A 23,877-nucleotide genomic window follows, 5' to 3' on the forward strand; every position below is an offset into this window, starting at 1 on the left:
TGGTTGCAGAGGGTTCTTTTTGTAGTATGCTTGGTGTATATGGAAATTATTTTACTTAAAGATGTGGCAAAAGTGGGTAAAAAGTTGGATATTGTGCATGTTTCCGAAGGATATGCGATTAACTTTCTCATTCCTAAAGGATTAGCCCGTGCCGCGACTGCATCTGCACGAAAAGCAGTTGAAACACAGAAGGCAACTATAGGAGCACAACACCGAGCGCATGATGAGGCTCTTGAGCGTGACATCATGGCTTTAAACGGTGCGAAGATTACGCTCACAGAAAAAGTGAATGCGAAGGGTCATTTATTTGGTTCATTACATCCAGAACGTATCCTTGATGAAATTCGCGCACAGCTTGGTATATCAATTCCAAAAGAGTGCCTCATGGTGAAAGAGCCGATTAAGACTGCGGGAGACAACGAGGTTTCTTTGCAATCAGGTAAAGCACAAGCAACACTTATTGTATCTATTCAAGCTCCTGCGAAAAAATAAAATTATTTAAATGCGTCGCGTATCAAAAAACACCCGAGCGGGTGTTTTTTGATACAAATATATATTTTTATTTCCGAGCCGAGGAGTCAGAAAAGTAAAAGGAGAGACACTTGGTCTCTCCTTTTACTTTATCTTTTATTTAGCTAGAACGTCTACAATCTTCTTTCGTGTAGATGTACCGTCAAATCGTACGGCTCGTTTCATGCGAAATTTAACCACACCTTCTGTAATTGCAAAAAGAGTATGATCCTTTCCCATGTCGACATTCTTACCAGGAAGAATGCGGGTACCTCGTTGGCGTACAATAATAGCGCCTGGTTTTGCACCTTGTCCGTCACCAATTTTCACACCAAGGAATTTTGGCTTTGAGTCTCGTAGGTTTTTTGCTGTTCCTCCAGCTTTTCTATGTGCCATATACGCTCTATGTTATTTAATGAAGTGCTCAATACTATACCGTATTATATTCAAAAAAACAAGCGTTTGGCACGGTTGTGTTTGGGCGGTATGGTGACCTTTGTGACGGTGGCTTTTGTTGGTGTATCGTCGTTTTATATGGGTAGGATTGTTACTGGTATGCGGTCCGAGTGCCCCCTGACAATTGATATACCGCGTTCTGAAGCGTTTATATTGGCTACCTCTTCTAACGCTACCTCTGTACAAAATTCAGTAGAGAAAAAAATAAAACCACAAAAAACAGAGGTGTCTATAGTAAACAGGGAAGGGGGAGTTGTTGTTTCAAAGAATGGAACAAAGTATCACTTTCCGTGGTGTGCTGGGGCAGGGCAAATAAAAGAAGAAAATAAAGTATGGTTTAGAACTGAAGTTGACGCACAATTGGCCGGGTATACAAAAGCAGGAAACTGTCAATGAACCCTCGAGGGGATGCCTTTATTGGCTGGGGTTTTAAGATTGTATATGTCGCACAATATATCTTTTCCGACCTATATATCTAGAAATAAAGGTGTTAAAACAAGCTCTAGCAAACGTCCTTTAATTGCCAATTTGTGGAGGTGTTATTGGTAATTGTCCTCCAGTTGTCTTAAGGTTTCCTACACCCTGTAAAAACATATCCCACAAAATTTTTATTAAATGATTCCAAAGCCATGTCGCTGGCCCACTCAAGTATGTTGACCATATAGTTGTCAAGAAATTCCAAAACCAAGAAAGGTTTTGTTTAACAATTGGTGACGCAAGGATGTCTCCTATATTGAGTCCAAAGTATCCAAGGACAATAAGTGCGATGACAATAATGAGGATTATTTTAATAAATCCTGATTGATGTTTTGTGTGGTGTGAGAACATGGTTATTGATAATGATTTTATAATGTCTTTTAAGTATAACCTTGATTACATACTAGCTCCAATAGAATCCATTCAACAGTACTTTGCTCGTCTCTGTGTATACGAGGGTCTTATAATGTATTTAATTGCGTTATATGGACGTGGTTATATTTTTGGAAGATACTCGAATGGGTTTAAGTATGCTTCGTACGGTGCAAATGGAACTTTGGTGTTCTTACATCCAACACTCCATGAAAATGGCGAAATTTTAACAGCGTTTCTATCGAATACACTAAAGTGTAAATGCGGTCCAGTTGCGTAGCCGCTTGCTCCTGCGTATCCAATAATCTGGCCAGTTTTTACCGTATCACCAGCAGAGACGCTCATAACTGACATGTGTGCATACAATGTTGAAAGTCCATTGTCGTGATCAATAAGAACCCATCTTCCGTACGAATAACACCCTGGAACTGCATCCATATTAACGGCGTCGCGGACCGTTCCTGCGGCCGTCGCAAGAAGCGGTGTTCCTACGGATGCTTTAAAATCGATTCCTCGGTGAGGATTTGGTTGTCCGTCCTTGTATCCATAAGCACCACTTTTTGCAAAGCTTGTCAATCCGAAGCCTTGTGTGATGACCGGTATCTCTACAGGCCACGCAAGGACACTACTTCCCTTTTGTGGAAGTTTTGAAGGATCTTGTGCGTACTGGAGTTGTGCTTCGTAATCTTGTAATTCACTTTCAAATTTTTGTGCCGCTAAACGTTTTTCTTCCAAGAGTTTTTGATACTCAGTTTCTTTGTTTTTTGTGGTACTAAGTAGCTGGTCCTTTTGTTGCTTGTTTACTTCAATAACTTTCTTTTGACCGTCGAGTTTTGATTTGTACGCACTTAACGAGTCGTGCTCTTTTTGCTCGAGTTCTTTTTTGTCAGATAAATCAGCTTTGAGTGCGCGGAGTTGCTCTAATTCATCGCGTAATGTGATTTGAATTTGCTCAAGTTGGTCAAATTCAGTCCACATGTCAGTAAGCGAATTTGTACCGAGGATAATTTCAACAAGAGACTCGTTGTCTGATTCCTGCATCGTTTGGAGTGCAGTTCCTATAACGCTATTATTTTTTTGTATTTTTTGCTCTTGTTCTTGAATTGCTGAAGCGAGTTGTTCAATAGAATAGCCTGTTTGTTCAATTTTCTTTTGTGTCAGTGTTATATCACTCAATAATTTCTGTCGTGTAATATTGAGTTGTGCGATTGCGCTTTCAAGTGTTTTCCGTTCACCTCCTACGGTTTGCAACTCTTTTTCATATCGTGCAATATCTTTTTCAATTTGGTTAATCTGTTCAGTTTTTTCTTGTATTTTACTTTGTAAATCATCAAGAGAGACCGCCGCACGTACTGGAGATACAAAAAATACATACCCTACAAGAACGAACGTACATACTCCCAGAACTGTGAGAGGTTTGTGCATCATGTAAGACGTGTGAGAGCATTAGTAACACGAGTAAGTGTTTCTTGTTTTCCTAGGGTTGCAGCAAGTGTAAAAGGGTCAGGTGATTTTTCAACTCCCGAGAGGGCAAATCGAAACGGCCAGAGCACGCTCCCCTTTCCGTTTGCTTCTGCGTAGGGCCAGACAGCTTCCTTGAGGCCCTCCAGTGTAAAAGAAGTGTCTGGAAGAGATTCTAGTGTGTTGTGAATCCACGTTAAGTGTTGTTGGGTAGTTTCTTTCGGGTCAGTTTTCCAAAGAAGCTTCGTCGTGTCGTATACCGGCAATGAAAAAAAGTAGCTTACTTCCCCGCTTTCAAAAAGATGTGTTACGTCACCAAATGTTTGTATACGATCAATAATGATGGGTTGTATTTTTGCGAGTATATCCAAATTTGTTCCGTGTGGTGCAAAAGCTGCGATGTGCGCAAGCTGTTCCTCAGAAGTCATTTGGCGGATGTAGTGTCTATTAATCCAGTTTAATTTTTCAACATTGAACACGGCCCCACCTTTCTGTACTTTTGAAATATCAAACGCTTGAATCATTTCATCAAGTGTAAAAAATTCTTGGTCGGTACCAGGATTCCATCCCATGAAAACAACGAAGTTTAAAAGTGCTTCAGGAAGGTAGCCGCGACTTCGGTAGTATGTGAGCGAAACCGTTTCTCCATGCTTGCGCTTTGATAGTTTTGATTTATCTGTTGCTAGAACAAGTGGTAGGTGTGCGTACACAGGTCTCGTGAGACCGAGAGCTTCTTGAATAAGAATCTGTCGTGGTGTGTTTGAAAGATGTTCTTCGCCGCGAATAACGTGGGTGATGTGCATGTCGCCGTCATCAACAACAACCGCAAAGTGGTACACAGGCTCGTCAATACTTCGAGCTATGACAAAATCACCAAGATCCGTAGTATCAACTGACACTGTTCCTCGAATCATATCTTCAAAGGTAACAATACTCTTTGGATTTTTAAAACGAATTACTTCGTCACGTTGCCCTGGTTCAGTTGGGGTTTCTTTTGAAATATACGCATGACCAGAGTCAATAAGTTTTTGCAAGGACGTTTTGTAGAGTTCGGTTCGTTCGGATTGTTTTGCAAACACATCATGATGTAGACCGAGCCATGCGAGATCCTCGATAAGGCCTGTGGTCCACTCTTCACGACTACGTTCTTTGTCGGTGTCTTCAATGCGTAGCGCGTAGGTGCCACCATGTTTACGTGCAAATAAAAAATTGAAAAGTGCACCGCGCACGCCACCAATATGAAGAAATCCTGTTGGTGAAGGTGCAAAGCGAACAACGACGTTTTGTGAGGAATTATTCTTCATGTTCGAGGGCTACATCGAGAACTTCTCGTGCAATTTTTTCAGCAGCGTCCGGCCGTGCAAATGCTGCAGCCTTTTGTGCCATATGCGTCATTTCGTCAGGCGCACTGATAAGTCGATCGATTTCTGATACTAACAAATTTGGCGTGAGATTTGCTTGTTCGATAACGATTGCTGAACCTGTACGAGCATAGGCAAAGGCATTTTTTTCTTGATCATGACTGACAAGTGTTGGGATAGGAATAAGAATTGATGGCTTACCCCATGCGGCAATTTCAAAAATAGAACCCGATCCAGCCCGAGAAATAACAAGATCAGCTGCACCTGCAGACATACGCATGGCAACAACGTTAAGAAATGGAAATGCGTGATAGCGTTCCTTGAGAGGGTTTCCTTCAAGAATAAGAGCTGAGGTACCGCGTGTTATGTCGTACAACTCTTTTCCTGTTTGATGAAGGATTTGATATTTTTCAACGAGTTGTGGTAGTGCTTCAATAAGTGTTTCATTTATAGCCTGAGCTCCTTGGGAACCGCCCAAAACAAGAATGGTTGGTATACTTTGTTCAAGTTTCAAAAATTCATGTGCGCCAGCACTCGCAACACTTTGTAGCTCATGACGAATTGGATTTCCCGTGAGTGCAATGCCCGGTTTTTTCTTTCGTTTTGCAGTGATTGACTCAAAGTACTGTGCTGAGTCAGGGTATGAAATGGCAATACGGTGTGCATACGTTGCCGCCCACGCATTTGCCCGACCTGGTACCGAATCAGATTCGTGAATAACTAATGGAATACGAAAAAGTCGCGCAGCAAATACAACGGGTACGCTCGGGTATCCACCTTTGCTGAATATGACATCTGGAAATGAAATAAACACTTTAACAACTGCCTTTACCATCCCCCACCCTATTTTGAACACGTCGAGAACATTTTTAAACGAAGCATATCGTCGCTGTTTTCCTGCAGTGATGTGTTTAAATTCGATATTATTTTCGAGAAGGGCGTCGGGGTCGTAAGCTTCCGTTGCCATGTAAATAAGTTCAGGTTCAATGAGGTGATCGCGTTTAGCAATCTCGTGAATTTGCTGAGCAACAGCAATCATGGGATAAAAATGTCCACCCGAACCCCCACCTGTAAGAATAATGCGCATATATATCAAGAATGCCCGTATACCAGAGCAGTACCTTTTAGTATATCAGAAATACCGCGTTCTGTTACTACTTTTTTGCTGGGGAAGCTTCTTTTGCGTGTTTTGATATCGCAAGGATAATTCCAATTTCGGCAAGTGTCATAAAGAGCGATGTTCCACCTTTGCTGACAAACACCAGTGGATCTCCTGTCAGTGGAAATACGCCAAGCATGGATCCGATATTGATGAAAGATTGTGTGACGATTGCGGTTACGAAACCTAATACAATAAGTCGTGAGAATGTTGTTTCGGCGCGTATGGCAATGCGATAACCAAAATTTAAAAATGCAATGAATAAAGCAATGAGAACAATTCCTCCAATAAATCCCCACTCTTCAGCAAATACTGCAAACACAGAGTCTCCCATTGGTTCAGGAAGAAAACTAAATTTTTGTACGCTTTGCCCAAAACCTCTTCCGGTGATTTGACCCGAGCCTATCGCAATAAGTGATTGGTTAATCTGGTATCCGGCGCCGAGTGGATCTTTATCTGGATTAAGAAATGTGTCTACTCGATCTCCAATATATGGAACAAAAAAAACGATAAGTGTTGCACACACGCTGCCAATTACGACAAGAGAAAGCAGGTGTTTCCACTGTGCTCCTGCAAAAACGAGCATTGAAAAACCAGTAACGCCAATAATGATGAGTGTTCCGTAATCAGGTTGAAAGATTAGTGCGCTACCAACAATAGATAGGAAAACAACAAGCGCGAGTGGCCCATACGTGATGGTGTGTATACGTTTTCGAGCAGCTGCGCACCACGCAGCAAAATAAAGGATAAAGCCAAACTTTAAAAATTCCGCGGGTTGTATTGATATGAAGCCAAGATTTATCCAGCGATGTGCCCCTCCGTGCTCTGAGCCGATAAATGGCGCAAACACAAGAAATGTTGAAAAGAAAGTTACTAGAAAAAAATAAAATGCGTACTTATTCCAAAATGTGATTGGTATTTTGATCGTAATACATGCTAGAAGTACACCAATACCCAAAGATATAAGCTGGGTAATGATTTGAGATGAAACATCAATACTTTCCGGTCGTGCAAGAAGTCCTGTTGATGCAGAAATAAAAATAAATATCCCAGCAACAACGAGAACGCTTGTAACAAAAAGAAAAAATGTATCAACGGTACGTTGCATGGTGTTTAGTATAGCACCGACCTCTCTCTATCGTTGTGCATAAAGGAGTATCCCGACGTCTTTATCCCAGGAGGGCCAAGAGAACGCCGATGGTTGCACAGATAATTGAAATGACCCAGTAGCGCATCACTACCTTGTATGGAGGCCACCCAATAGCTTCAAAGTGGTGATGAATGGGGGCAACGAGAAAAATTTTCTTTCCACGGAATTTTTTTGATGCCACCTGCATAATGTTTGTTGTGACCGTGACAAATTGTATACAAGCGATAATGGGAAGTAAGAGGACAGTATCTGTAAGGAACGCAATGATAGTGAGCGCGACCGCGAGAGGCATGAAGCCAACTTCAGTCATATAAAATCGTGCAGGTGGTATGTTAAACCAAAGGAATGCGAGTAAGCCACCGACAATAACAAATGAGAATGCTGAAAGGTCTATTTGACTATGAAATGCTGCAATAATACCAAGCGCAGAGAATACGGTTGCCAAAACTCCACCAGATAGTCCATCAATACCATCGATAACGCCGCTGGCGAGCACGGCAAGTAGCACAACGAGGAAGAATGGAATAAACCAGATACCTAGATCAATATGGCCATAAAATGGAACAAATACTTCTGACATACCTAGTTTTGCGTAAAACCACCATGCAGCAAAAGCTCCGAAAACAAGAATAGGTAGTACGCGATACTGAAACGGAAGTCCGTCAGGAAAACGTGGTGATGTTGAAACAACAACGAGGTCTTCTATAAAACCAACAATGGAACCAATAAGAAATCCAGCAAGAGGAAGCCACGTTTGAGTGCGTGAGAGAAAATCTATTTTTCCCGAAGGGCCTCCACTATCGAGATATGAGAGAAGCCAAAAAATTCCAATAGTTATAAAGACGGAAAGTACTATAACAAGCCCGCCCATACGAGGTGTTTTTACCTCACGTTCTTTATGAAGCTCATTAAATATAGGGGTTCCTTTGTTGTCACCAAGGCCGTGTGTATTCCCTGACCGTTTTTTCCAAATACTTTTTGAGTAGAGGTAGTGAGTAACAATTGGTGTAATGAGTATCCCAATAAAAAATGAGAATGTTGTTGGACCAATAATTTTTATAGCATTGAGTATTTCCATAGGTTTGAGTATATCCTACTCTTTTTCTTTGTAATATGCTCGGGTTGCGTTCACAAGTTTTTGTACATCAGTAAAACGTCCTTCTCGACTTGATCCAAGCACGGTAATAATAATAGGGTGTCCAATACCAACATCAAACGAAAGCACAAGATTCCCTCCCGCAGCATCAGTAAAACCAGTTTTTGAACCAACGGCGTTTGAAATTGAATCAATCATGGTATTTGTGTTCGATACAGGATGTACCTTATCGAGAGATGCAATACTTCCCTCTTCTGTGCGCGTTGCGTCAAGAATGTCAGGAATAGCAGTTAGTGTGTGTGCAAATAAGAGTGCCACATCGCGTGCTGATCCAAAGTTCGCAGCTCTACCAGTAGTAGGTGTATCAAGTCCGGTGGCATTCGTGAAAGAAAAAGAAGATAGGCCGACTGTTTTTGAATATTCGTTCATTGCTCCAACAAAGGTTGTTGTGTGGTGTTGATCGTACACATCAGCAAGCGCTGACGCGCCATCATTTGATGACACTGTAAGAATATAGCGCAAAAGATCTCGTAGTACCCATCGTTCCCCAACAAAAAGTCCAGAATCGCCGTCAGTAGCCAGTGCCTCTGGTGAAATAGTAATAATTGTTCCAGGGAGAAATTCGTTTTGAGCGACGACCACTGAGAGTAATTTTGTAATGGATGCTAGTGGGCGTGGTTCGTAGGCGTTCTGTTCAAAGAGCGCAGATTCTGTTTTTGCATCGTATACGTATACCGCGTGTGCTTCGAGATGGAGTTCATCAAACGCAGATGATACGTACGGTGCGGGTACCGCAGGTGTCGGCGTGCTACTCAGTGTTTTTTTTGAAAATATAACTGTTGCAATAAGAATTGTGCAACACACAACAATAAGCCCTCCAACAAGAAGTGGGGTTATGCGTACAAAGGAATCATATTGTGAGGTCTCATTACTCATGCGTTTCTTCTTCGTGCGGAGCACTAAAGGCCTCTAATGTCTCTGTCGCATGGGTAAATTCTGGTAGTTCAGAAACGCTTGTTACACCGAGGTATGAAAGTAATTCGAATGTTGGTTTGTACAGATAACTGCGTTGATCACTTGGGTTTTCAACACGCTCAATAAGTCCTCGGATGGCCAGCTGTCGTACAATGAATGACGAATTAACTCCACGGATGTGATCCACACGAGCACGTGTCACGGGACCGTAATACAAAACGATGGCAAGTGTCTCAAGTCCTGCTTTTCCAAGATCTTTTTCGAGCTCGTCTTTAATAAGTTGTTCAATGCGTGGTGCCATTTCAGGTGCAGTTGCCAACATGAAAGAATCTCCATTTTCCATGAGTCGGACACCGCGTTTTTCACGTGCAAGGTGCTCGCGGAGTTCTTGCCCTGCAGTTTTTACTTCGTCTTCTGAAATACTGAGTAAACGTGCAATTTCCGAAATGGAAAGAGGCTCGCCTTTAAAGAACAGAAGTGATTCAAGTTGTGTAGAGTGTTCGTTCATCCCGTTAGAGATTAGAAACGCGGTGCGTTTCAAAAATTATCACACCGTCGTGTGCGTATGAATAATATACCAATTTTCCTTGAATTTTGTGCACAAACATACGTGAGTAATCTCTAGCGGGATTCATAGGTGTGCGTATGAAGGTGTCGTCACAGTTTCAGTTTCCATTTCAATATCAGAAAATGTTTGATGCTGACGTACAGCAAGAACTCCTTGCTTTACTAATTCTAACATGGCGAGAAAGCTAACAATGGTATTAACCCGAACCTCTCGGTCTGTAGCATCGCCACGAACATGTGATTTTCGCACATCGCTAAAACGCATTTTGAGTGCTTGAGTAATACGCTCCGAAAGGTGGCTCATCATTTCTTCCAAACTCATAATTTTCTCAACGACAACTTTTTTGAGCACTTCTTTTTTAGGAAGACGCGCAATAACGTTATGAAGTGCATCAATGAGTGTTGTGGTGGTAATTGATGCGTGTGGTGCAAACACCGCCTCTCGATACAGTGACGTTTGTGCTCGAGGAAACAGTATATGTGTACCGAAGCGCAAACCAATTTCTTTTGAAAGATGTTGTACACGTTGATAGACGCGGAGGCGCTCTTCAAGGTCGTGTATGTCAGCTTGCTCTTCCTGTGTGAGTGTAAATTCTGGCAATAACGATTTTGATTTAATGAGTACCAACGTTGAAGCAATGAGAACAAATTGTGCAGCATCTTTAATCGGAAACTGATCTAACTGCTTCACAAACGCCATGTATTCATCAGCAACATCGGCAAGGGAGATGTCACTAATAAAAACCTTTCTCTTTTCAATAAGAGACAGAAGTAGTTCGAGTGGTCCCTCGAACACTGGTGTTTTTATATGAAACTCACTCATGATGTACCCTACTCTTTTTTCTTTAAAACGGACAATCCAAGATCTCTCAAAACAATTGGATCAATTGGTCCCGGAGCATGCATGACGGCGGTCTTTCCTTTTCCTGTCATAGGAAACGCCTGCACTTCGCGCAGGTAGGATTCACCTGTGGCAATCATGACACCGCGTTCAATACCCAATCCAATACCACCGTGTGGAGGAACTCCGTGTGAAAAAGCCTCAAGCATGTGGCCTACACTGTCTTTAATTTGCTCAGGTGTGTACCCCATGATTTTGTACGTTGCCTCAAGAATTTCTGGTCGGTGTGCACGAATACTTCCCCCTCCTGTTTCAAATCCGTTACAGACGAGGTCATACTGCTGTGTGACAATGTTTTCAATGTTTTCACCCTTCATGTGTGATTCGAGGTGATCTTCTCGTGGCATTGAAAAAGGGTTGTGGGTAAATGTCCATTTGCCGTCGTCGGTTTTTTCAAAGAATGGAAAGTCAGTTACCCAGGCGTACGCAAGAATCCCCTTCTCTTTTTCTTCTGGTGTGCGCATATCAAACTTATCTGCACCATACGTTTTCATGGCTTCTGCATAGGTGATACGTGGAAATGGTTTTTGTTTGATGGTCTTACCCAAACTTTCCATGACAAAGGTAATCATACCTTCGATGGTATCCATGACTTCGTCACGTGTGACGAATGACATTTCAAAGTCGAGTTGTGTGTGTTCATATCCACGGTCGGCACGAAGGTCTTCATCACGCACACATCGTGCAAGTTGAAAATACTTTTCAAAACCAGAAGTCATTAAGAGTTGCTTGTACTGTTGTGGTGATTGTGGCAATGCATAAAAGTTTCCTGGGGCGTGACGAGATGGTACTAAGAAGTCACGAGAACCTTCTGGTGTTGATTGTGTGAGGAGTGGTGTTTCGATTTCAACAAATCCCTGCTTAAACAAGTATTCACGACACTTCTGCACAAACTCACTTCGGATGCGAATATTTTTTTGCATGCGGGCAGAGCGGAGGTCTACATATCGGTATGCTAGTCGCGTTTCCTCATTGAGTCCCATGGTGTCTTGTGTCAAATCAAACGGAGGAGTCGTTGCTTCTGCAAGAACGGTAATTGATTCAGCGACACACTCGAGTGCACCGTTTTGTTCACCTTCATTGACAAGATTATCAGGACGTTTTTTGATGAGTCCTGTAAGTGTGATAACCCATTCAGACCTAAGAGTGTTTGCGACAGCGAGTGCCTCGGCATTTTTAGGCGTTACAACCACCTGCACCTTCCCGGTCTCATCACGAACATCAATAAAAATAAGCTTTCCATGGTCGCGTCGTACGGAAACCCAACCTGCAATCGTAATACTACTGTCAATATGTTTTTCGAGGTCTTGTATGTAAATACGGTTTTTCATATGTGTTCAAGTATATAGGTTTTGTGCCCATTTCCAAAGAGGATAAAGTAACCTAAAAAATGTAAAACCGCCGGACCTTTCTCAAGGCCGGCGGTCAGAATCACGGTAGTTCCTCAGTACCGTGACTTAGAAGAGCAGGTAGGGTCGCCACGCGTCCGGGTTCTGCTTGACCATCATGCAGAACCCGTAGATGAGGGCTGAGAGAATCAGCCCCACCGTAGCGTACGTACGCGCGTGTTTCATGGGAATGTCGGTGAATTTCTCCAGTAGGTAGAGGGCGAAGAACGTCCCCCCTATCTTTTGGAGCTCGGGGATGCTCCATGTGGATCCGACGAACAGTGCGAGTACCCCACCGACGATGGTGATGAGCTGTTGTGCAACATACCCTTCACCATTTCGGTAGTATCGAGAAGATGCGATGAGGAGACCCAGGAAGCCGATGAAGCTTCCCATAAAGAGGGCTCCGGACTCGAACACCGAAAGGTACGGGACACTGTTCCCAAACACTCGCAGGAAGACGAATCCCGTCAAGATGACGAGGCTTGCGCCAGTTGCCCGACCCAACGAGTCTTCGTCTTTGAATCCAAGGACGTACCCCATGGGAATGACTGCCCCAGAGAAACCCAAGGACGCCATGAGTGCAATGACCGCGAAGAACCCCACGAGCGAACTCGTGAAAATCATCGCGACCAAGCCCCACATGAGAAACAGAAAGAAAGCGATACCCTCTTCAGAATTCCAGTTACGCCTTGTTGCGGTAAAAGCCACCGCACCACCAAGGAGGAGGCATCCTGTCAGCGCGACGTACGAAGCGGTGCCGCTTCCGAGTGTGGCCGCGAATGCGATGAGTCCGAGTGAACCCAGGTAGCAAGCTACCTCGTACACCAACATCGGAATATCGAGAAACCGCTTCACCAGCCATGTGATGAGATCGCGCAACAGATAGAGTAGCGAGAGGACGCCGATGATGATCGCCACGAGCCACGCGATGTTCACGAAGGTGACGAAACCTGCAAACTTCTGCAGCCTCGTCAGATGCACTGTTGGCGCCGGGGACGGCGTCGACAAGAGGACGTTCAGCTCCATGAGCTTCACGTCCCGTCCGGTAATCTGCTTCGCCTGGGCGAGATATCGGTCGATTCCCTGCCTCGCCTGTGATTCGGTGATGATGCCGGCGCTGGCGTTCTCATCGAGGACGCGTACCCCGTACGCGAGCTCTCTGAGCTCGGCCGGCGGCTCGTCGCCCCAGATTGGAGTGACGAATGCAACAAGGGCGAGAATGATGGAAAGCAAAAGTCTGTCTCTCATGATGGTCTTCCTTTCTTCTGTTGTTTTTTTGAAGAACGACGAATCCAGCCACAATAGCTGGATTTCTGTGAATATTTTTACACCATTTTATACATTATGTCAACTATCTTCTTTTTAAAAGTGCTGGTATACCAAGGCATCTATTGTGTCTATCAAAACGCACATATAAAAAAGCTAAAAAGTGAATTTGATGTGCAAATCAGCTATAAAATAATCTCACGCATTTTTTGCATCGAGATATGAACGCGCCTGACTCTCCCACATCTGTGCATAGTAGCCGTTTGCAGCTACAAGCTTTGCGTGCGGGCCAATCTCAACAAGCTCACCCTGACGGAAGACGGCGATGCGGTCTGCCCCACGTACGGTATTGAATCGATGCGAAACGAGAAAGAGCGTACTACCTTCGACAGCTGTTTCAATCTGACTGAAGAATTTTTCTTCCGCGATGGCGTCCACTGACGCAGTTGGTTCGTCGAGAATGATGACGAGACCGTTGCGGTAGAGGGTACGTGCGATTGCGAGGCGTTGTTGTTGTCCGTGTGACAACTCAACACCGTGTTCATACTCGACTCCAATTTGGGCGTCATACTTTTCTGGGAATTCTTCGATGAATGAGTGTGCTCCAGCGAGTTCTGATACAATCCGAGCTCGTTCGGGTGAAATTTTTGCATCAGAACGCCCCATTGCAATCGCTTCAGTCACAGAAAAATTGTGAATGAAGTACTCTTGGAGAAGAATTGAAAGGTATGAACCCCACTCGTGAAGACCGATCTTTGTGAGTGGCACGTCATTGATGAGAATTACTCCTTCCGTCGGGTCGTAGATACGAGCCAACAACTTCAGGAGTGTTGTCTTCCCTGCACCATTTTCACCAACGAGCGCCATACGTTCGCCTGGTTCAATGGTGAGGTTAACGTGTCTGAGCACCCACACGTCACTGTCCTGGTATCGGAACGATACGTCTCGAAATTCAATACGAGGAGGAGTCGTGAGTGAAAGGTGTGTTGGATGTGGAGCCTCAATAATCACGGGTTTTGTATCAAGTACGGTGAAGATGTCGTGTGCGTAGAGTGTTTGTTCGTACTGTTGTGCGATATTGCCAAAGAGGCTTGTAATCATACCGGCAAACTGTCCGAGAACACTCGTCATGAAGACAATGTCACCAATACCTGCGTTTCCTCCAGCAACCATTTTGACAACGAGAAAGAATGCGTAGCCGATACCACAGGCACCAACGAGTGCCGCAAGGACACTTGTCCACAGACGTGTTCGGTCAACTCCAATTTGTTCGCGTTTGAACGCCTCAATAATTGATTTTGCGCGCTCGATGAGATGCTCGGCACCTTGAAGGAGCTTTGTTTGAATGACAGGCTTTCTTCCTTGAAGATGATTGCGAATACTCCCGTATAACTTCTGTCGTGGACTATTCTCAGACCAAATGAACCACTGCTTGTTACCATAGCGCATCTGAACATATAGTGTTGGCATGAGACCAACAAGCACGACGACGAAGATGATCGGGTAGCGAACAGCGAGTCCGGCTGAAACAAGAATACCGATGAGCAGTGATACGTTGCCGAATTGTTGGTCAGCAACATTGACGATCGGATAGTTTCCTCGGTCGAATGCTCGCGTTATCAGATTTTGAAACTCAGCATTCTCGTAGTGGGCGATGTCAATCTCGGCACGCTTACGCATGATTTTGAGATCGATACCTTGCTGTGCCTCCACGAACCATCTCTTGTCGAAGTAGGTCAGGAATGCACCTGCAAGACGTGACAACGCCCATGAGCTCGCGTACAACATGACCAAGAACACAGGAATGACAAGTCCACGGGAAATTGAACCCGCAACTGCATCAATGATAGAACCTGTGATTTTTGCCTGTGCCAGTGGCAATACGTTGGTGATGGTTGTCAGTACAAGAATGAGTACTGCGTACCCGGGCTTGAAGCCCCACGCAAACTTACAGGAACGGATGACCGTTCCCATGAGATTTCGTGCTGTCTGCATGATTTTGTTCTCCTCCTTGGTTTGTGTCATATATACATTCTCGGACAGAAGATACTATCATACTGACTGTTGGAGTTTGTGATAGTTTGTGTACGAAATTGCGAGGACACCTAGCGCAATGAGTGGAAAAAGTACTGGCGCACCAAATCCATCAACGGCAATAATACTGAGTCCTGCGAATATAAAATCAAAACCAAACCCTGCGTATGCCCACTCTTTTACACGAGCTGGTACTTTTGGAATCATGAGTGCGAGAGAACCGAGAACTTTGAAGACGGTCAAAAGTGTTATGAAATAAATCGGATAGCCGAGGTGTGTGATGCCGTCAATCGACATTTGCGATTGAGATGTTAATGCTGGCATAACTCCTTCAAAAAGGAAGATTATTGTCGTTGAAATCCAAAATGCTACTTTTGCTTTTTTCATTAGTTATATATGTTATTCGCTTACAATAATCTTAAAACCTCCGTACGCCATCTTTTTCATATCAAATGGCATGTCGTTCTTCTTTTCTGGGTGTTTCTTCTGGTATTCTTCCATGCCCTTCATCACCTCTTTATTAATTCTGTTGCGGTCCGCCTTAGACTTGAAGACAATCCAAGAAAAAAACCACCTACACCTTCCCGGTCTCATCACGAACATCAATAAAAATAAGCTTTCCATGGTCGCGTCGTACGGAAACCCAACCTGCAATCGTAATACTACTGTCAATATGTTTTTCGAGGTCTTGTATGTAAATACGGTTTTTCATATGTGTTCAAGTATATAGGTTTTGTGCCCATTTCCAAAGAGGATAAAGTAACCTAAAAAATGTAAAACCGCCGGACCTTTCTCAAGGCCGGCGGTCGAAACCATAACGGTTTCGCAGTACTGTGGTTAGCTGTGGCGACTAAAAACTGCAATCTGCAAGTAAACCGAAATCTACGACCTTGCGTCTCGAACGAGCTGCGACACGATGGCGTCTGGAACATCCCCGAACGAATCGTAGAACATTCCCGTCGCGGGTGCTGATGAGAGGGTCGATTGGCGCCAGAAGATGATCTCGTCGACCATGATATCCGAGGACTTGAGATCCCGCGGAATCACTGGAACAGCGAGAACAATCTCCTTCACACCGAAACGACGTCGCAGCATGAGTGAAGCGGCCAGAGCCGTCCTGCCGCTGACGATCCCATCGTCACAGAGCAGAACCTTCTCCCCGACCTCAAACGACTCGCCGTTGTAGAGATGCTGACGCTGATGTGCTTTCTCCAGGAGCTGGTTTGCCCCGGGTATCTTGAGTGTCGAGACGTTTTGAATGTACATCAGCCGCAAGGGCTGCAGGTTCTCCATCTCAACCAACACACCCTCACCGAACGGAGTCACGATCAATTGGAAGGATTTTCCGTCTCCCATATCGTCGACGACGAGTGCGTTGAGAGAGATACCTGCGTCGGTAGCGATGCGCGCCGCGATAGGTACTCCTCCTCGTGCCAGACCAACGGCGACGAAACTCGAAACGTTCGGAAGGTCCTGCAGGACTTCAGCGCTCAGCTTTGCTGCGGCGTCCGTCCGATCTACAAAAAACATCTCTCTCCCCCCTTTTTTCTAAAAGGAAAGGAGGGGCTCGTCACCGAGCCCCTCCGGAGTTGTCCTCTGCCGACCGGTGTCGCTAGCAGGAGGAGATGTGGTCGCTGGCCGCGGTCTTCTTGATGCGATCGAGGTCCAGGCCGATGTAGGTGGCGAGCCGCTGGGCGCCGTCGGCGATCACGTGGTTGGCGATCGAGACGGCGAGCAGCTGCACGCCGGGACGGGCGTGGACGGGGATCGGTTGGCCTGCCAACTGCGCCCGAACGATCAGAGCCGAGTGACCGAGGGCCTGCTCGGCGGCCGCGTGCTTGTCGAGCCCGTTGGCCTGGAAGTCCCACTCCATCCCGCACTTGTGGATCGGATAGCGCGGATCGATGTTCTTGGTAGCCGGGACTTCCGGCTTGTGCCCCGCGTTGGACTTCGTCATGGTGAGTCTCTCCCTGTGACAAGGACCGTCGAGATTGACGTCCGTTTGGAATGCTAGCATGTCTAATATATTCTGTCAAGTACTCCGGAACGATGTAACAAAGAGCAAAAATTTAGCATTGTTAGTCCCGATTTCAATAGACTAAATAGAAACGGCGCCGCGATGACTTCGTCTTGGCTGAGTCGGTTGACTTGGTCAGGCCCAGCGGAGACGTTTTCTTCAGAGAAGGTGGAACCATAAAAAATAAAATTATTCCTGCAACGTACCTAAAAAGCCACAAAAGAAAACCCCAACCCAACGCATCTTTATAAAGATGTGTATACATAGAGTGTGTACCTTATATTAATATGCTGCGTGCATTGATGAATAAACTTCTGCTGTTTTTTCAGTATCTTGTTTACTTTCTAAAAATACATGTGCGTCTGGGCTGTATCTTGCTGCGAGGTCAAGTACGAGTTGATATTTTGTATTCAACGTCTCTCCGTAGTGTGATGGTGCATACAAATGAATAACTCGAATCCGTGTTCCAAATATTTTAAACCAGGAAGTAAGTTCAGCTTCCCAGTCTGCAGGATCAACATCGTGAAGAGCGTGGTTTATATCTAGTGTAATTCCGATATGATCTTCAACAGTTTCGGTGGTAACACCATTTGCCATACAGTATTCGGAAATATACTGTACGAGCGTGTGTATATCTTCAGGAGTTTGTCCCCACGCTCCCTCGGCACCTTTTTTCGGCATATTTTCAATCGCAATTGAACATGAAGGAGTATTTTCAGTGACGTGATTTGTAAAACTTTGTGCACACAAAGAAGCATAGTGCGTTAGTAGTGCGTGTTGTGCTTCGGCGGATAATTCTTTCCATAGTTGGTCGCGGAGTGCCAGTGGGTGCATCGTATACGACTCGATTCCAAGTTCTGAGGCATACTCAAGAGTAGTGCTCATATGTTTTTTGTTTTGTATCTCAAGGGTTTCAGGATCTATCTTGGGCGTTTCTCCGTGAATTGAAATATCAACATCTGGATGTGCCTCACGGAACGCACGAAGTGTATCACACGCTTCTATAATTTCTTCTTCGCTTCTTTTTCTAAAATCAAATTGCACAGAAGGAAGCCCGAGGGTTTCAGCAAGATGAATGTGGTCTAAAAGACGCGTGTGGGTTCCGTCTTTTTGTTCTGTACAAAAAACAATACCAAGATTCTCGTGAAGTTCTTGGCGTTTTTCTGCAAACTGTTCTGTTTCGGTGGAATGTGTGGGTACAGATTCAAAAGACATACAATTACAAAATCCCTACCTTTTCGCGGATTTCTTTCATTTTTTCTTGTGCGTGGGGACGGATTTTATCTCGTCCCTCAGAAATAACGCGGTTTACCAACTTAGTATCGCTTGCAATTGTTGCTCGTTTCTCTCGAAGAGGGGCAATAAATGCGTCAAGGTCTTCGATTAATGTTTCCTTAAGTGTCTTAAAGCTAGATATATTCGCTTCGTAGAAAGGTTTGAGTTCGGCTTCTGGTTTAAAAAGTGTATGAATTGCAAAAAGGTTCTGTGGAAATTCTCCTCCCGAATTTGTCACGATAGACATAACTGCCTTTATGATTTCTTCGCGTGTCGCAAAGAGTGGAATGGTATTGTTGTAGCTTTTGCTCATCTTTTGTCCGTCAGTACCAAGTACAATTCCCTGCTCTTTCAAAATAAGAGGCTCAGGAACAGTAAACGTCTCACCAAAGGTAAGGTTAAACTTCTGTGCGATGTCACGGGCATACTCCACGTGCTGTTTTTGGTCTGCGCCAACAGGTACAACATCTGCATTAGGAAGCAAAATATCTGCCGCCATAAGAACCGGGTAATCAAAAAGTCCCACTGTCGCTTCCTTTCCTTTTGCGACTGCATCTTTGTATGCGTGAGCGCGTTGCAAATATGGAACAGTGACCAGTGTATTAAAAATCCACGTCAGCTCAGTTACTTCTGGAATATCTGATTGAATGAAGAGTGTTGTTTTCTCTGGATCAATGCCAATTGCCAAGTAATCAATAATCACATCACGCGTATCTTGTGCGAGCGTTTGTGCATCCTGTACGCCAATGAGTGCGTGATAGTTGGCAACAAAAATATAATTCTCATGTGTTTCTTGCAGTTCAACAAATTGCTTCATCGCGCCAAAATAGTTTCCGATATGTGGTCGTCCTGTTGGTTTTACACCAGAGAGTGCAACTTTCTTTTCTTTTGTTGAACCGATACCAAACATAGAATAGCTTGTTAGTTGATTAGCTGGTTAGCTTTATTAGCTTATAGAAATGTGAGAAAGTAAGTCACCCGCGGATACGCGCTCTTGTTTCATAGTATCGCGATCACGAATGGTAAGTGTTCCATCTTCAAGTGTTTGGTGATCAACAGTAACACACACAGGTGTTCCAATCTCATCTTGTCGGCGGTAGCGCTTTCCTATTGAACCGGATTCGTCGTACAACACGCGTGCACTCTTGGAGAGTTCTTTGTATATTTCTTGTGCTTTTTCAGACAACCCATCTTTCTTCATTAAAGGCAATACAGCCACTTGGTAGGGCGCAATTGCTGCTGGTAGACCCAACACCACTCGAACATCATCTTCAACAGGTTCCTCTCGGTATGCATCACACAAGACGGCAAGAACAGTTCTATCAACGCCAAGAGAAGGTTCAATAACATGTGGAATAAAGCGTTTTTTTGCTTCCTCATCAAAATAACTCAAATCAACACTCGAGTGTTCAGCGTGAGCTCCGAGGTCGTAGTCGGTGCGGTATGCAAGTCCGTAAAGTTCTTTCTGACCAAATGGATAGTCAAATTCAAAGTCAATGGTGCGTTTTGAATAGAATGCAAGATCTTCAGGAGCGATTTCGTGTTCGTGGACATGTTCACTTTTGAGTCCGATTTCAGCGGTCCATGCAAGCATCTGCTTTCTCCAATCTTCAAATGCTGCTTCCCAATACTCAGGTGCAACAAAGTACTCCACTTCCATTTGCTCAAATTCACGCACACGGAACAAAAAGTCGCGCGGAGCAATTTCATTGCGGAATGCTTTTCCAATTTGTCCCAATCCAAACGGCAACTTAGGATGCAGGGAGTCCATCACGTTCTTGAAGTTTACAAACATTCCTCCAGCAGTTTCAGGACGAAGATATACATCAGATGAAGAGTCGTCATCAGCACCAATGGCTGTCTTAAACATCATGTTAAATTGCTTCACATCACCAAGTGCTCCCCCACAGTCGGGACATTTCTTTGCGTCATCAAGCTGATCAGCACGAAATCGGTGTTTACACTTTGTACACGCAACGAGTGGGTCTGAAAATCCAGACACGTGTCCAGACGCTACCCACACTTTTGGATTCATTAAAATAGCAGCATCCACACCGTACATATCATTTCGGTCATGAATAAATCGTTTCCACCAGAGTGCTTTGATGTTGTTTTTGAGCTCTACACCTAAAGGTCCGTAATCAAATGTTCCTGCAAGACCGCCGTAAATTTCGGAACCTTGGAAGATAAAGCCGCGCCGTTTGCACAGCGATACTATCTTTTCCATCACGTTAGAGCCTTCGTCTTTGGTCATCCCATTAGAGATAGGAAATGGAATACATTTCCGTATCGGTTAGATTTTTAAAACAAAACTAGATATATTCGTTGCCCTGTTTCCCATTCGAATCCAAAACTGTGGAATCTCTAACGGGACCAGTACAAAAATAATACCATACGGAACGTAAAAAGCCCGCCATGGAAATGGTGGGCTCGAGTTGCGAAAAGAACATCTGAGAAAGTTGGACGAGACGAGGGCTTGGGGTCGGTACTAAGGACCGTTGGGACACAATCGCGGTGGTGGTGTGCCCGTAGTTACGGCCGATGCGGTCGATTTATCGAACTATACTTCCCGGTACGACCCCTTGAACCGTGCCAGAGGATTACGTAAGCCACACACAGGCACCTGTACCTGCTGTGCTCTTGATCGACGCAATCATGATCTGTCGCTCTCTTATTTTGTCGTGGGAGCTCCCTCCTCACGATATAGCGACCTAGCGCCCTGCGCAGGGTTTTTCCACCTAATGGACCCCCTTCGCCCTCGTCTCGTCCGCATGTACCTTACCAAAACGTACTTTTTTGGTCAATTGACTTTTCTACTATATGTAGCATACAAAAAGCCCCGCCAACGCACGGTGGTGCGTTAGACGGGGCGAAGGTGGCGTTTTCTAGGCGGTGTTGATGTCCTGAATGAATTCGCTGAATGTCACCCATTCTTGAACTGCACATCGGAGCTTTTCACCAGTGAGGCGTACGTCCCCGAGTTCCATGCAGTTTCTCCAAAAACAACAGTGGACGATACTATTTTTGTCGTCAAAACGAATCCGTAGTGCCCACCACGAACCAAGAGTCATAAGGTTTCCATTACGGAAAATACCAAATTGACGACCTCTCTTGAAATTAAAAAGATGAATCTCTCGGGCAACGCCAGTGCCATTCGGTTGCTTCTTCATGCATCCCCCCTCTCAAAAAAGAACATTAGGACTCTACGCAAACTATACACTTACTATCAACATAAATCTATTGAATACGTTGAGTCTAAAAGCCTGGTACGCGTTTATTGACAATGTTTTAAGTAACGGGTAGTATCTTCTCCGGTTCAGGCAACGTCTGGCGAAATCGAGGGTTCGAACCCCTCGGGAGAAACCTCGGAGTGAGTAAATTTGTTTCTCTGGGCGTACTGATAGCTATCCCAAGATGCGTAGAATAGGTGGGAGACTGCGACATTCGATCTCCGGGTCGAATTGAGTCGATGTGAAATACCACCCAATCTGGGAGACAGAGCGTTCCTCCGAACGCTGCTATCAGTTGCTTGAACCACTCGGGTCCACGATTACGCATCGCGGACCTTTTTTATACATGCAACAAACAGTCACATGGTTTTTCTTTGAGAATTATCCTCTGTTCTTTGATAGTGTTGATGAACACTTTTTGACTACCAGAACCAGTTGCTAATCGTTTATCAAGTGGTGTGTGGTGTTGGTATCCTCGGCGAGAGAATTCTTTTACCAACGCTTCATGGCGTGTGTAGAGCGCCTTTTTCTTTCCTACCCAACGCAGTGTTTCTGGATGATGTGCGTACCCACCCTTCCCTTTGTGTTTTGTGAGAATGTTCCATAGACCATGAAGCTCGCGATGTTCGGCGAGCAAATGTTTTCTGCATAAATGTTGTGGATGTATGTCCCAAACGCGCATGCGATTCTGCAGAATCGCGCCACGTACTGTTGATTGTTACGTGGCGTAATTCCAAAATTAAAGTTGGTAAAGCGTGTTACGCGGCGAAATCGTATTTTTGTATTTTATAACCTTTGTACGATATACCAAACAAGAAGAGCGAGTCCTCCCCACCAGCCGATGTCGGAAAGTATCAAACCAACAATAATTTTATTTTGAAGAGATGTTGGTAAGAGTTCTGTCTGCCGTCCTTCGCGTTCGCGTGCGAGTAAAAACGGGCTGACGTAAAACGATAGAAAAATACCGTTCACTATGAGCACGCACGCAATAAGTGCATGGTAGAGAGGAATACCAGTAAATGACTCATTTCGATAGAAAATAACTCCTCCTATGATTGCGAGGGTGATACCAAGCCAAATAAGAGGTTTGGTGACTTTGTGTGTGCGTGTGGTAGCCTCTGTCCAATATGACGATTTTCTTCCTAAAAACCCATGAATATCAATAACGGTAACTGCCCCCAGCCCCACGATGAAGCCCGAAATAAAGATAAATAATCCAATAGCATCCAACATAATCAAAAATTATTTAAGTGCAGTAAGTATGAAGTATGCAATAACGCTTGTGAGTGCAGTAACTAGTACTCCCCACCCCATATCAATGAGTGTCATAGACGTAGGCCATCCAGCAATAGTTGCATGATTGGTGAGATCGTATGCACCGTATGCGACGAGTCCCAAGAGTGCCCCTCGCCAGAGTGCTTCAATCCAGGATGCAGATGAAATAGCCGGCATAACTGCGAGTAGGAGTACACCAAGTGCATAGAGAGGATAAAAGAACGCGACCGGAATGAGGTTGATTGATTTGCTAAAAAGAAATCCCATGTGTTCTGCATAAAACTTTTTTGCCAACACAAGAATCCAGAGTGCATCAAGTGCAGTGAGTGGTAACAGTGTTGCAAGATAGGCTAGGAGTGTTTGCATACGATTTAGTGAAATCGCGCCGTGTATCATCAATTGTTACGCGGCGGAATTTAGGTACGTTATGGTTAGTTGTAATGTTGTCGCGAAAGAAACCCAGAGAAGATATGGAATATTCGCGTACACAATCCAGCGTAAATCTGCTGAAGCGTGCCAGAGTGACCATAGTGCCCAAATCAATGTTGCGAGCACAAGCAGCACGTCCACTGCCGCGAGAAGGTTGTTCCTTAGACCAAACTGGAGTGGTGTAAATGCAAAATTAAAAACAAGATTGAGTGCGAATGGTAGCGCAATCATCCAAGGAAGTTGTTTAGTGAATGCTTTGTAGAATACGGTACTGAACGTAACTGCAATAATTGCGTACAAAAAAGTCCACGCTGGGCCAAAGAGCCAACTCGGTGGCGCCCATGATGGTTTGATTAACGTTGAGTACCAGGTGTAGGTTGGATTCATATGTGATTGAGTACAATCATGCCGTGAGGCCGATGTAACAAAATTAGATTATTACGTGACCTCATTCTAGCACTTTTTGTAAGAAAAG

28 protein-coding genes are annotated in these 23,877 nt (G+C 44.5%); 2 read left to right on the forward strand and 26 right to left on the reverse strand.

Annotated elements, in window-relative coordinates:
- Positions 1–39: 39 nt before the first annotated feature.
- Positions 40–492: a 50S ribosomal protein L9 gene (gene rplI / locus IPJ70_00630; protein ID QQR82605.1), complete on the forward strand. Its 453-nt coding sequence runs from the start codon at positions 40–42 to the stop codon at positions 490–492.
- Between the two features lie 135 nt (positions 493–627).
- Here the strand turns inward: rplI and rpmA are convergent, their stop codons facing one another.
- On the reverse strand, positions 628–906 hold the full coding sequence (rpmA, locus tag IPJ70_00635; GenBank protein ID QQR82606.1) for a 50S ribosomal protein L27: 279 nt from the start codon (positions 904–906) through the stop codon (positions 628–630).
- Positions 907–915: 9 nt separating this feature from the next.
- Between rpmA and IPJ70_00640 the strand changes: the two genes are divergently transcribed.
- Positions 916–1,362 carry a hypothetical protein gene (locus tag IPJ70_00640; GenBank protein QQR82607.1) on the forward strand — a complete coding sequence of 149 codons (447 nt, stop codon included), beginning with the start codon at positions 916–918 and terminating at the stop codon, positions 1,360–1,362.
- 120 nt (positions 1,363–1,482) lie between these two features.
- Here IPJ70_00640 and IPJ70_00645 read toward each other — a convergent pair whose 3' ends face one another.
- The 25 genes from IPJ70_00645 to IPJ70_00765 all read right to left on the reverse strand — a co-directional run bounded on the left by IPJ70_00645 (position 1,483) and on the right by IPJ70_00765 (position 23,789).
- Positions 1,483–1,794: a hypothetical protein gene (locus IPJ70_00645; protein QQR82608.1), complete on the reverse strand. Its 312-nt coding sequence runs from the start codon at positions 1,792–1,794 to the stop codon at positions 1,483–1,485.
- 144 nt (positions 1,795–1,938) lie between these two features.
- The gene (locus IPJ70_00650; protein ID QQR82609.1) at positions 1,939–3,243 is read right to left on the reverse strand and encodes a peptidoglycan DD-metalloendopeptidase family protein; all 1,305 of its coding nucleotides are present in this window, start codon (positions 3,241–3,243) and stop codon (positions 1,939–1,941) included.
- Positions 3,240–4,580: a glutamate--tRNA ligase gene (locus IPJ70_00655; GenBank protein ID QQR82610.1), complete on the reverse strand. Its 1,341-nt coding sequence runs from the start codon at positions 4,578–4,580 to the stop codon at positions 3,240–3,242. Before IPJ70_00655 ends, IPJ70_00650 begins: the two co-directional genes overlap by 4 nt.
- The gene (gene murG / locus IPJ70_00660; protein ID QQR82611.1) at positions 4,570–5,724 is read right to left on the reverse strand and encodes an undecaprenyldiphospho-muramoylpentapeptide beta-N-acetylglucosaminyltransferase; all 1,155 of its coding nucleotides are present in this window, start codon (positions 5,722–5,724) and stop codon (positions 4,570–4,572) included. The genes IPJ70_00655 and murG overlap by 11 nt, the downstream gene beginning before the upstream one ends.
- Positions 5,725–5,791: 67 nt before the next feature.
- A complete protein-coding gene (locus IPJ70_00665; GenBank protein ID QQR82612.1) occupies positions 5,792–6,904 on the reverse strand; it encodes a cell division protein FtsW in 1,113 nt (370 codons plus the stop codon).
- A 61-nt stretch (positions 6,905–6,965) separates the two neighbouring features.
- A complete protein-coding gene (locus IPJ70_00670) occupies positions 6,966–8,024 on the reverse strand; it encodes a hypothetical protein (protein QQR82613.1) in 1,059 nt (352 codons plus the stop codon).
- A 15-nt stretch (positions 8,025–8,039) separates the two neighbouring features.
- On the reverse strand, positions 8,040–8,978 hold the full coding sequence (locus IPJ70_00675) for a D-alanyl-D-alanine carboxypeptidase (protein ID QQR82614.1): 939 nt from the start codon (positions 8,976–8,978) through the stop codon (positions 8,040–8,042).
- A complete protein-coding gene (gene scpB, locus IPJ70_00680; protein ID QQR82615.1) occupies positions 8,971–9,525 on the reverse strand; it encodes an SMC-Scp complex subunit ScpB in 555 nt (184 codons plus the stop codon). Before scpB ends, IPJ70_00675 begins: the two co-directional genes overlap by 8 nt.
- Positions 9,526–9,648: 123 nt before the next feature.
- The gene (locus tag IPJ70_00685) at positions 9,649–10,407 is read right to left on the reverse strand and encodes a segregation/condensation protein A (GenBank protein QQR82616.1); all 759 of its coding nucleotides are present in this window, start codon (positions 10,405–10,407) and stop codon (positions 9,649–9,651) included.
- Positions 10,408–10,415: 8 nt separating this feature from the next.
- A complete protein-coding gene (locus IPJ70_00690) occupies positions 10,416–11,816 on the reverse strand; it encodes an aspartate--tRNA ligase (GenBank protein QQR82617.1) in 1,401 nt (466 codons plus the stop codon).
- Positions 11,817–11,942: 126 nt separating this feature from the next.
- Positions 11,943–13,124, reverse strand: a complete 1,182-nt coding sequence (locus IPJ70_00695; GenBank protein QQR82618.1) for a hypothetical protein — start codon at positions 13,122–13,124, stop codon at positions 11,943–11,945.
- 216 nt (positions 13,125–13,340) lie between these two features.
- Positions 13,341–15,167: an ABC transporter ATP-binding protein gene (locus tag IPJ70_00700; protein ID QQR82619.1), complete on the reverse strand. Its 1,827-nt coding sequence runs from the start codon at positions 15,165–15,167 to the stop codon at positions 13,341–13,343.
- A 27-nt stretch (positions 15,168–15,194) separates the two neighbouring features.
- Positions 15,195–15,563, reverse strand: a complete 369-nt coding sequence (locus IPJ70_00705) for a DoxX family protein (protein ID QQR82620.1) — start codon at positions 15,561–15,563, stop codon at positions 15,195–15,197.
- Between the two features lie 12 nt (positions 15,564–15,575).
- Entirely contained in the window at positions 15,576–15,800 is a 225-nt protein-coding gene (locus tag IPJ70_00710) for a DUF1428 family protein (GenBank protein QQR82621.1), read from the reverse strand.
- Positions 15,751–15,888 carry a hypothetical protein gene (locus IPJ70_00715; protein ID QQR82622.1) on the reverse strand — a complete coding sequence of 46 codons (138 nt, stop codon included), beginning with the start codon at positions 15,886–15,888 and terminating at the stop codon, positions 15,751–15,753. Before IPJ70_00715 ends, IPJ70_00710 begins: the two co-directional genes overlap by 50 nt.
- 170 nt (positions 15,889–16,058) lie before the next feature.
- A complete protein-coding gene (locus IPJ70_00720) occupies positions 16,059–16,706 on the reverse strand; it encodes a hypothetical protein (protein QQR82623.1) in 648 nt (215 codons plus the stop codon).
- 82 nt (positions 16,707–16,788) lie between these two features.
- Positions 16,789–17,133 (reverse strand): hypothetical protein, encoded by a 345-nt coding sequence (locus tag IPJ70_00725; protein ID QQR82624.1) that lies wholly within the window; start codon positions 17,131–17,133, stop codon positions 16,789–16,791.
- A 342-nt stretch (positions 17,134–17,475) separates the two neighbouring features.
- Complete coding sequence (locus IPJ70_00730) at positions 17,476–18,408, reverse strand: TIM barrel protein (GenBank protein QQR82625.1); 933 nt, start codon at positions 18,406–18,408, stop codon at positions 17,476–17,478.
- Positions 18,409–18,412: 4 nt separating this feature from the next.
- Positions 18,413–19,378 carry a tryptophan--tRNA ligase gene (trpS, locus tag IPJ70_00735; GenBank protein ID QQR82626.1) on the reverse strand — a complete coding sequence of 322 codons (966 nt, stop codon included), beginning with the start codon at positions 19,376–19,378 and terminating at the stop codon, positions 18,413–18,415.
- 36 nt (positions 19,379–19,414) lie between these two features.
- Positions 19,415–20,695: a glycine--tRNA ligase gene (locus IPJ70_00740; protein ID QQR82910.1), complete on the reverse strand. Its 1,281-nt coding sequence runs from the start codon at positions 20,693–20,695 to the stop codon at positions 19,415–19,417.
- 658 nt (positions 20,696–21,353) lie between these two features.
- The gene (locus IPJ70_00745) at positions 21,354–21,638 is read right to left on the reverse strand and encodes a hypothetical protein (protein QQR82627.1); all 285 of its coding nucleotides are present in this window, start codon (positions 21,636–21,638) and stop codon (positions 21,354–21,356) included.
- A gap of 400 nt (positions 21,639–22,038) precedes the next feature.
- Complete coding sequence (locus IPJ70_00750; GenBank protein QQR82628.1) at positions 22,039–22,380, reverse strand: pyrimidine dimer DNA glycosylase; 342 nt, start codon at positions 22,378–22,380, stop codon at positions 22,039–22,041.
- Positions 22,381–22,484: 104 nt separating this feature from the next.
- Positions 22,485–22,931 (reverse strand): hypothetical protein, encoded by a 447-nt coding sequence (locus tag IPJ70_00755; GenBank protein ID QQR82629.1) that lies wholly within the window; start codon positions 22,929–22,931, stop codon positions 22,485–22,487.
- Between the two features lie 9 nt (positions 22,932–22,940).
- A complete protein-coding gene (locus IPJ70_00760) occupies positions 22,941–23,339 on the reverse strand; it encodes a DUF2177 family protein (protein ID QQR82630.1) in 399 nt (132 codons plus the stop codon).
- 36 nt (positions 23,340–23,375) lie between these two features.
- Positions 23,376–23,789, reverse strand: coding sequence for a tryptophan-rich sensory protein (locus IPJ70_00765; GenBank protein ID QQR82631.1), 414 nt, complete (start codon positions 23,787–23,789; stop codon positions 23,376–23,378).
- Between the last annotated feature and the right edge of the window lie 88 nt (positions 23,790–23,877).

The sequence above is a fragment of the Candidatus Campbellbacteria bacterium genome (genome assembly GCA_016699465.1).
Taxonomy (GTDB): domain Bacteria; phylum Patescibacteriota; class Minisyncoccia; order Phycocordibacterales; family EsbW-18; genus EsbW-18.

Excerpts from the sequence above, each read along its gene's own strand:
- rplI (QQR82605.1), top strand. The coding sequence starts at position 40 with ATGGAAATTATTTTACTTAAAGATGTGGCAAAAGTGGGTAAAAAGTTG.
- rpmA (QQR82606.1), bottom strand. The coding sequence starts at position 906 with ATGGCACATAGAAAAGCTGGAGGAACAGCAAAAAACCTACGAGACTCA.
- IPJ70_00640 (QQR82607.1), top strand. The coding sequence starts at position 916 with ATGTTATTTAATGAAGTGCTCAATACTATACCGTATTATATTCAAAAA.
- IPJ70_00645 (QQR82608.1), bottom strand. The coding sequence starts at position 1,794 with ATGTTCTCACACCACACAAAACATCAATCAGGATTTATTAAAATAATC.
- IPJ70_00650 (QQR82609.1), bottom strand. The coding sequence starts at position 3,243 with ATGATGCACAAACCTCTCACAGTTCTGGGAGTATGTACGTTCGTTCTT.
- IPJ70_00655 (QQR82610.1), bottom strand. The coding sequence starts at position 4,580 with ATGAAGAATAATTCCTCACAAAACGTCGTTGTTCGCTTTGCACCTTCA.
- murG (QQR82611.1), bottom strand. The coding sequence starts at position 5,724 with ATGCGCATTATTCTTACAGGTGGGGGTTCGGGTGGACATTTTTATCCC.
- IPJ70_00665 (QQR82612.1), bottom strand. The coding sequence starts at position 6,904 with ATGCAACGTACCGTTGATACATTTTTTCTTTTTGTTACAAGCGTTCTC.
- IPJ70_00670 (QQR82613.1), bottom strand. The coding sequence starts at position 8,024 with ATGGAAATACTCAATGCTATAAAAATTATTGGTCCAACAACATTCTCA.
- IPJ70_00675 (QQR82614.1), bottom strand. The coding sequence starts at position 8,978 with ATGAGTAATGAGACCTCACAATATGATTCCTTTGTACGCATAACCCCA.
- scpB (QQR82615.1), bottom strand. The coding sequence starts at position 9,525 with ATGAACGAACACTCTACACAACTTGAATCACTTCTGTTCTTTAAAGGC.
- IPJ70_00685 (QQR82616.1), bottom strand. The coding sequence starts at position 10,407 with ATGAGTGAGTTTCATATAAAAACACCAGTGTTCGAGGGACCACTCGAA.
- IPJ70_00690 (QQR82617.1), bottom strand. The coding sequence starts at position 11,816 with ATGAAAAACCGTATTTACATACAAGACCTCGAAAAACATATTGACAGT.
- IPJ70_00695 (QQR82618.1), bottom strand. The coding sequence starts at position 13,124 with ATGAGAGACAGACTTTTGCTTTCCATCATTCTCGCCCTTGTTGCATTC.
- IPJ70_00700 (QQR82619.1), bottom strand. The coding sequence starts at position 15,167 with ATGACACAAACCAAGGAGGAGAACAAAATCATGCAGACAGCACGAAAT.
- IPJ70_00705 (QQR82620.1), bottom strand. The coding sequence starts at position 15,563 with ATGAAAAAAGCAAAAGTAGCATTTTGGATTTCAACGACAATAATCTTC.
- IPJ70_00710 (QQR82621.1), bottom strand. The coding sequence starts at position 15,800 with ATGGAAAGCTTATTTTTATTGATGTTCGTGATGAGACCGGGAAGGTGT.
- IPJ70_00715 (QQR82622.1), bottom strand. The coding sequence starts at position 15,888 with ATGAAAAACCGTATTTACATACAAGACCTCGAAAAACATATTGACAGT.
- IPJ70_00720 (QQR82623.1), bottom strand. The coding sequence starts at position 16,706 with ATGTTTTTTGTAGATCGGACGGACGCCGCAGCAAAGCTGAGCGCTGAA.
- IPJ70_00725 (QQR82624.1), bottom strand. The coding sequence starts at position 17,133 with ATGACGAAGTCCAACGCGGGGCACAAGCCGGAAGTCCCGGCTACCAAG.
- IPJ70_00730 (QQR82625.1), bottom strand. The coding sequence starts at position 18,408 with ATGTCTTTTGAATCTGTACCCACACATTCCACCGAAACAGAACAGTTT.
- trpS (QQR82626.1), bottom strand. The coding sequence starts at position 19,378 with ATGTTTGGTATCGGTTCAACAAAAGAAAAGAAAGTTGCACTCTCTGGT.
- IPJ70_00740 (QQR82910.1), bottom strand. The coding sequence starts at position 20,695 with ATGGAAAAGATAGTATCGCTGTGCAAACGGCGCGGCTTTATCTTCCAA.
- IPJ70_00745 (QQR82627.1), bottom strand. The coding sequence starts at position 21,638 with ATGAAGAAGCAACCGAATGGCACTGGCGTTGCCCGAGAGATTCATCTT.
- IPJ70_00750 (QQR82628.1), bottom strand. The coding sequence starts at position 22,380 with ATGCGCGTTTGGGACATACATCCACAACATTTATGCAGAAAACATTTG.
- IPJ70_00755 (QQR82629.1), bottom strand. The coding sequence starts at position 22,931 with ATGTTGGATGCTATTGGATTATTTATCTTTATTTCGGGCTTCATCGTG.
- IPJ70_00760 (QQR82630.1), bottom strand. The coding sequence starts at position 23,339 with ATGCAAACACTCCTAGCCTATCTTGCAACACTGTTACCACTCACTGCA.
- IPJ70_00765 (QQR82631.1), bottom strand. The coding sequence starts at position 23,789 with ATGAATCCAACCTACACCTGGTACTCAACGTTAATCAAACCATCATGG.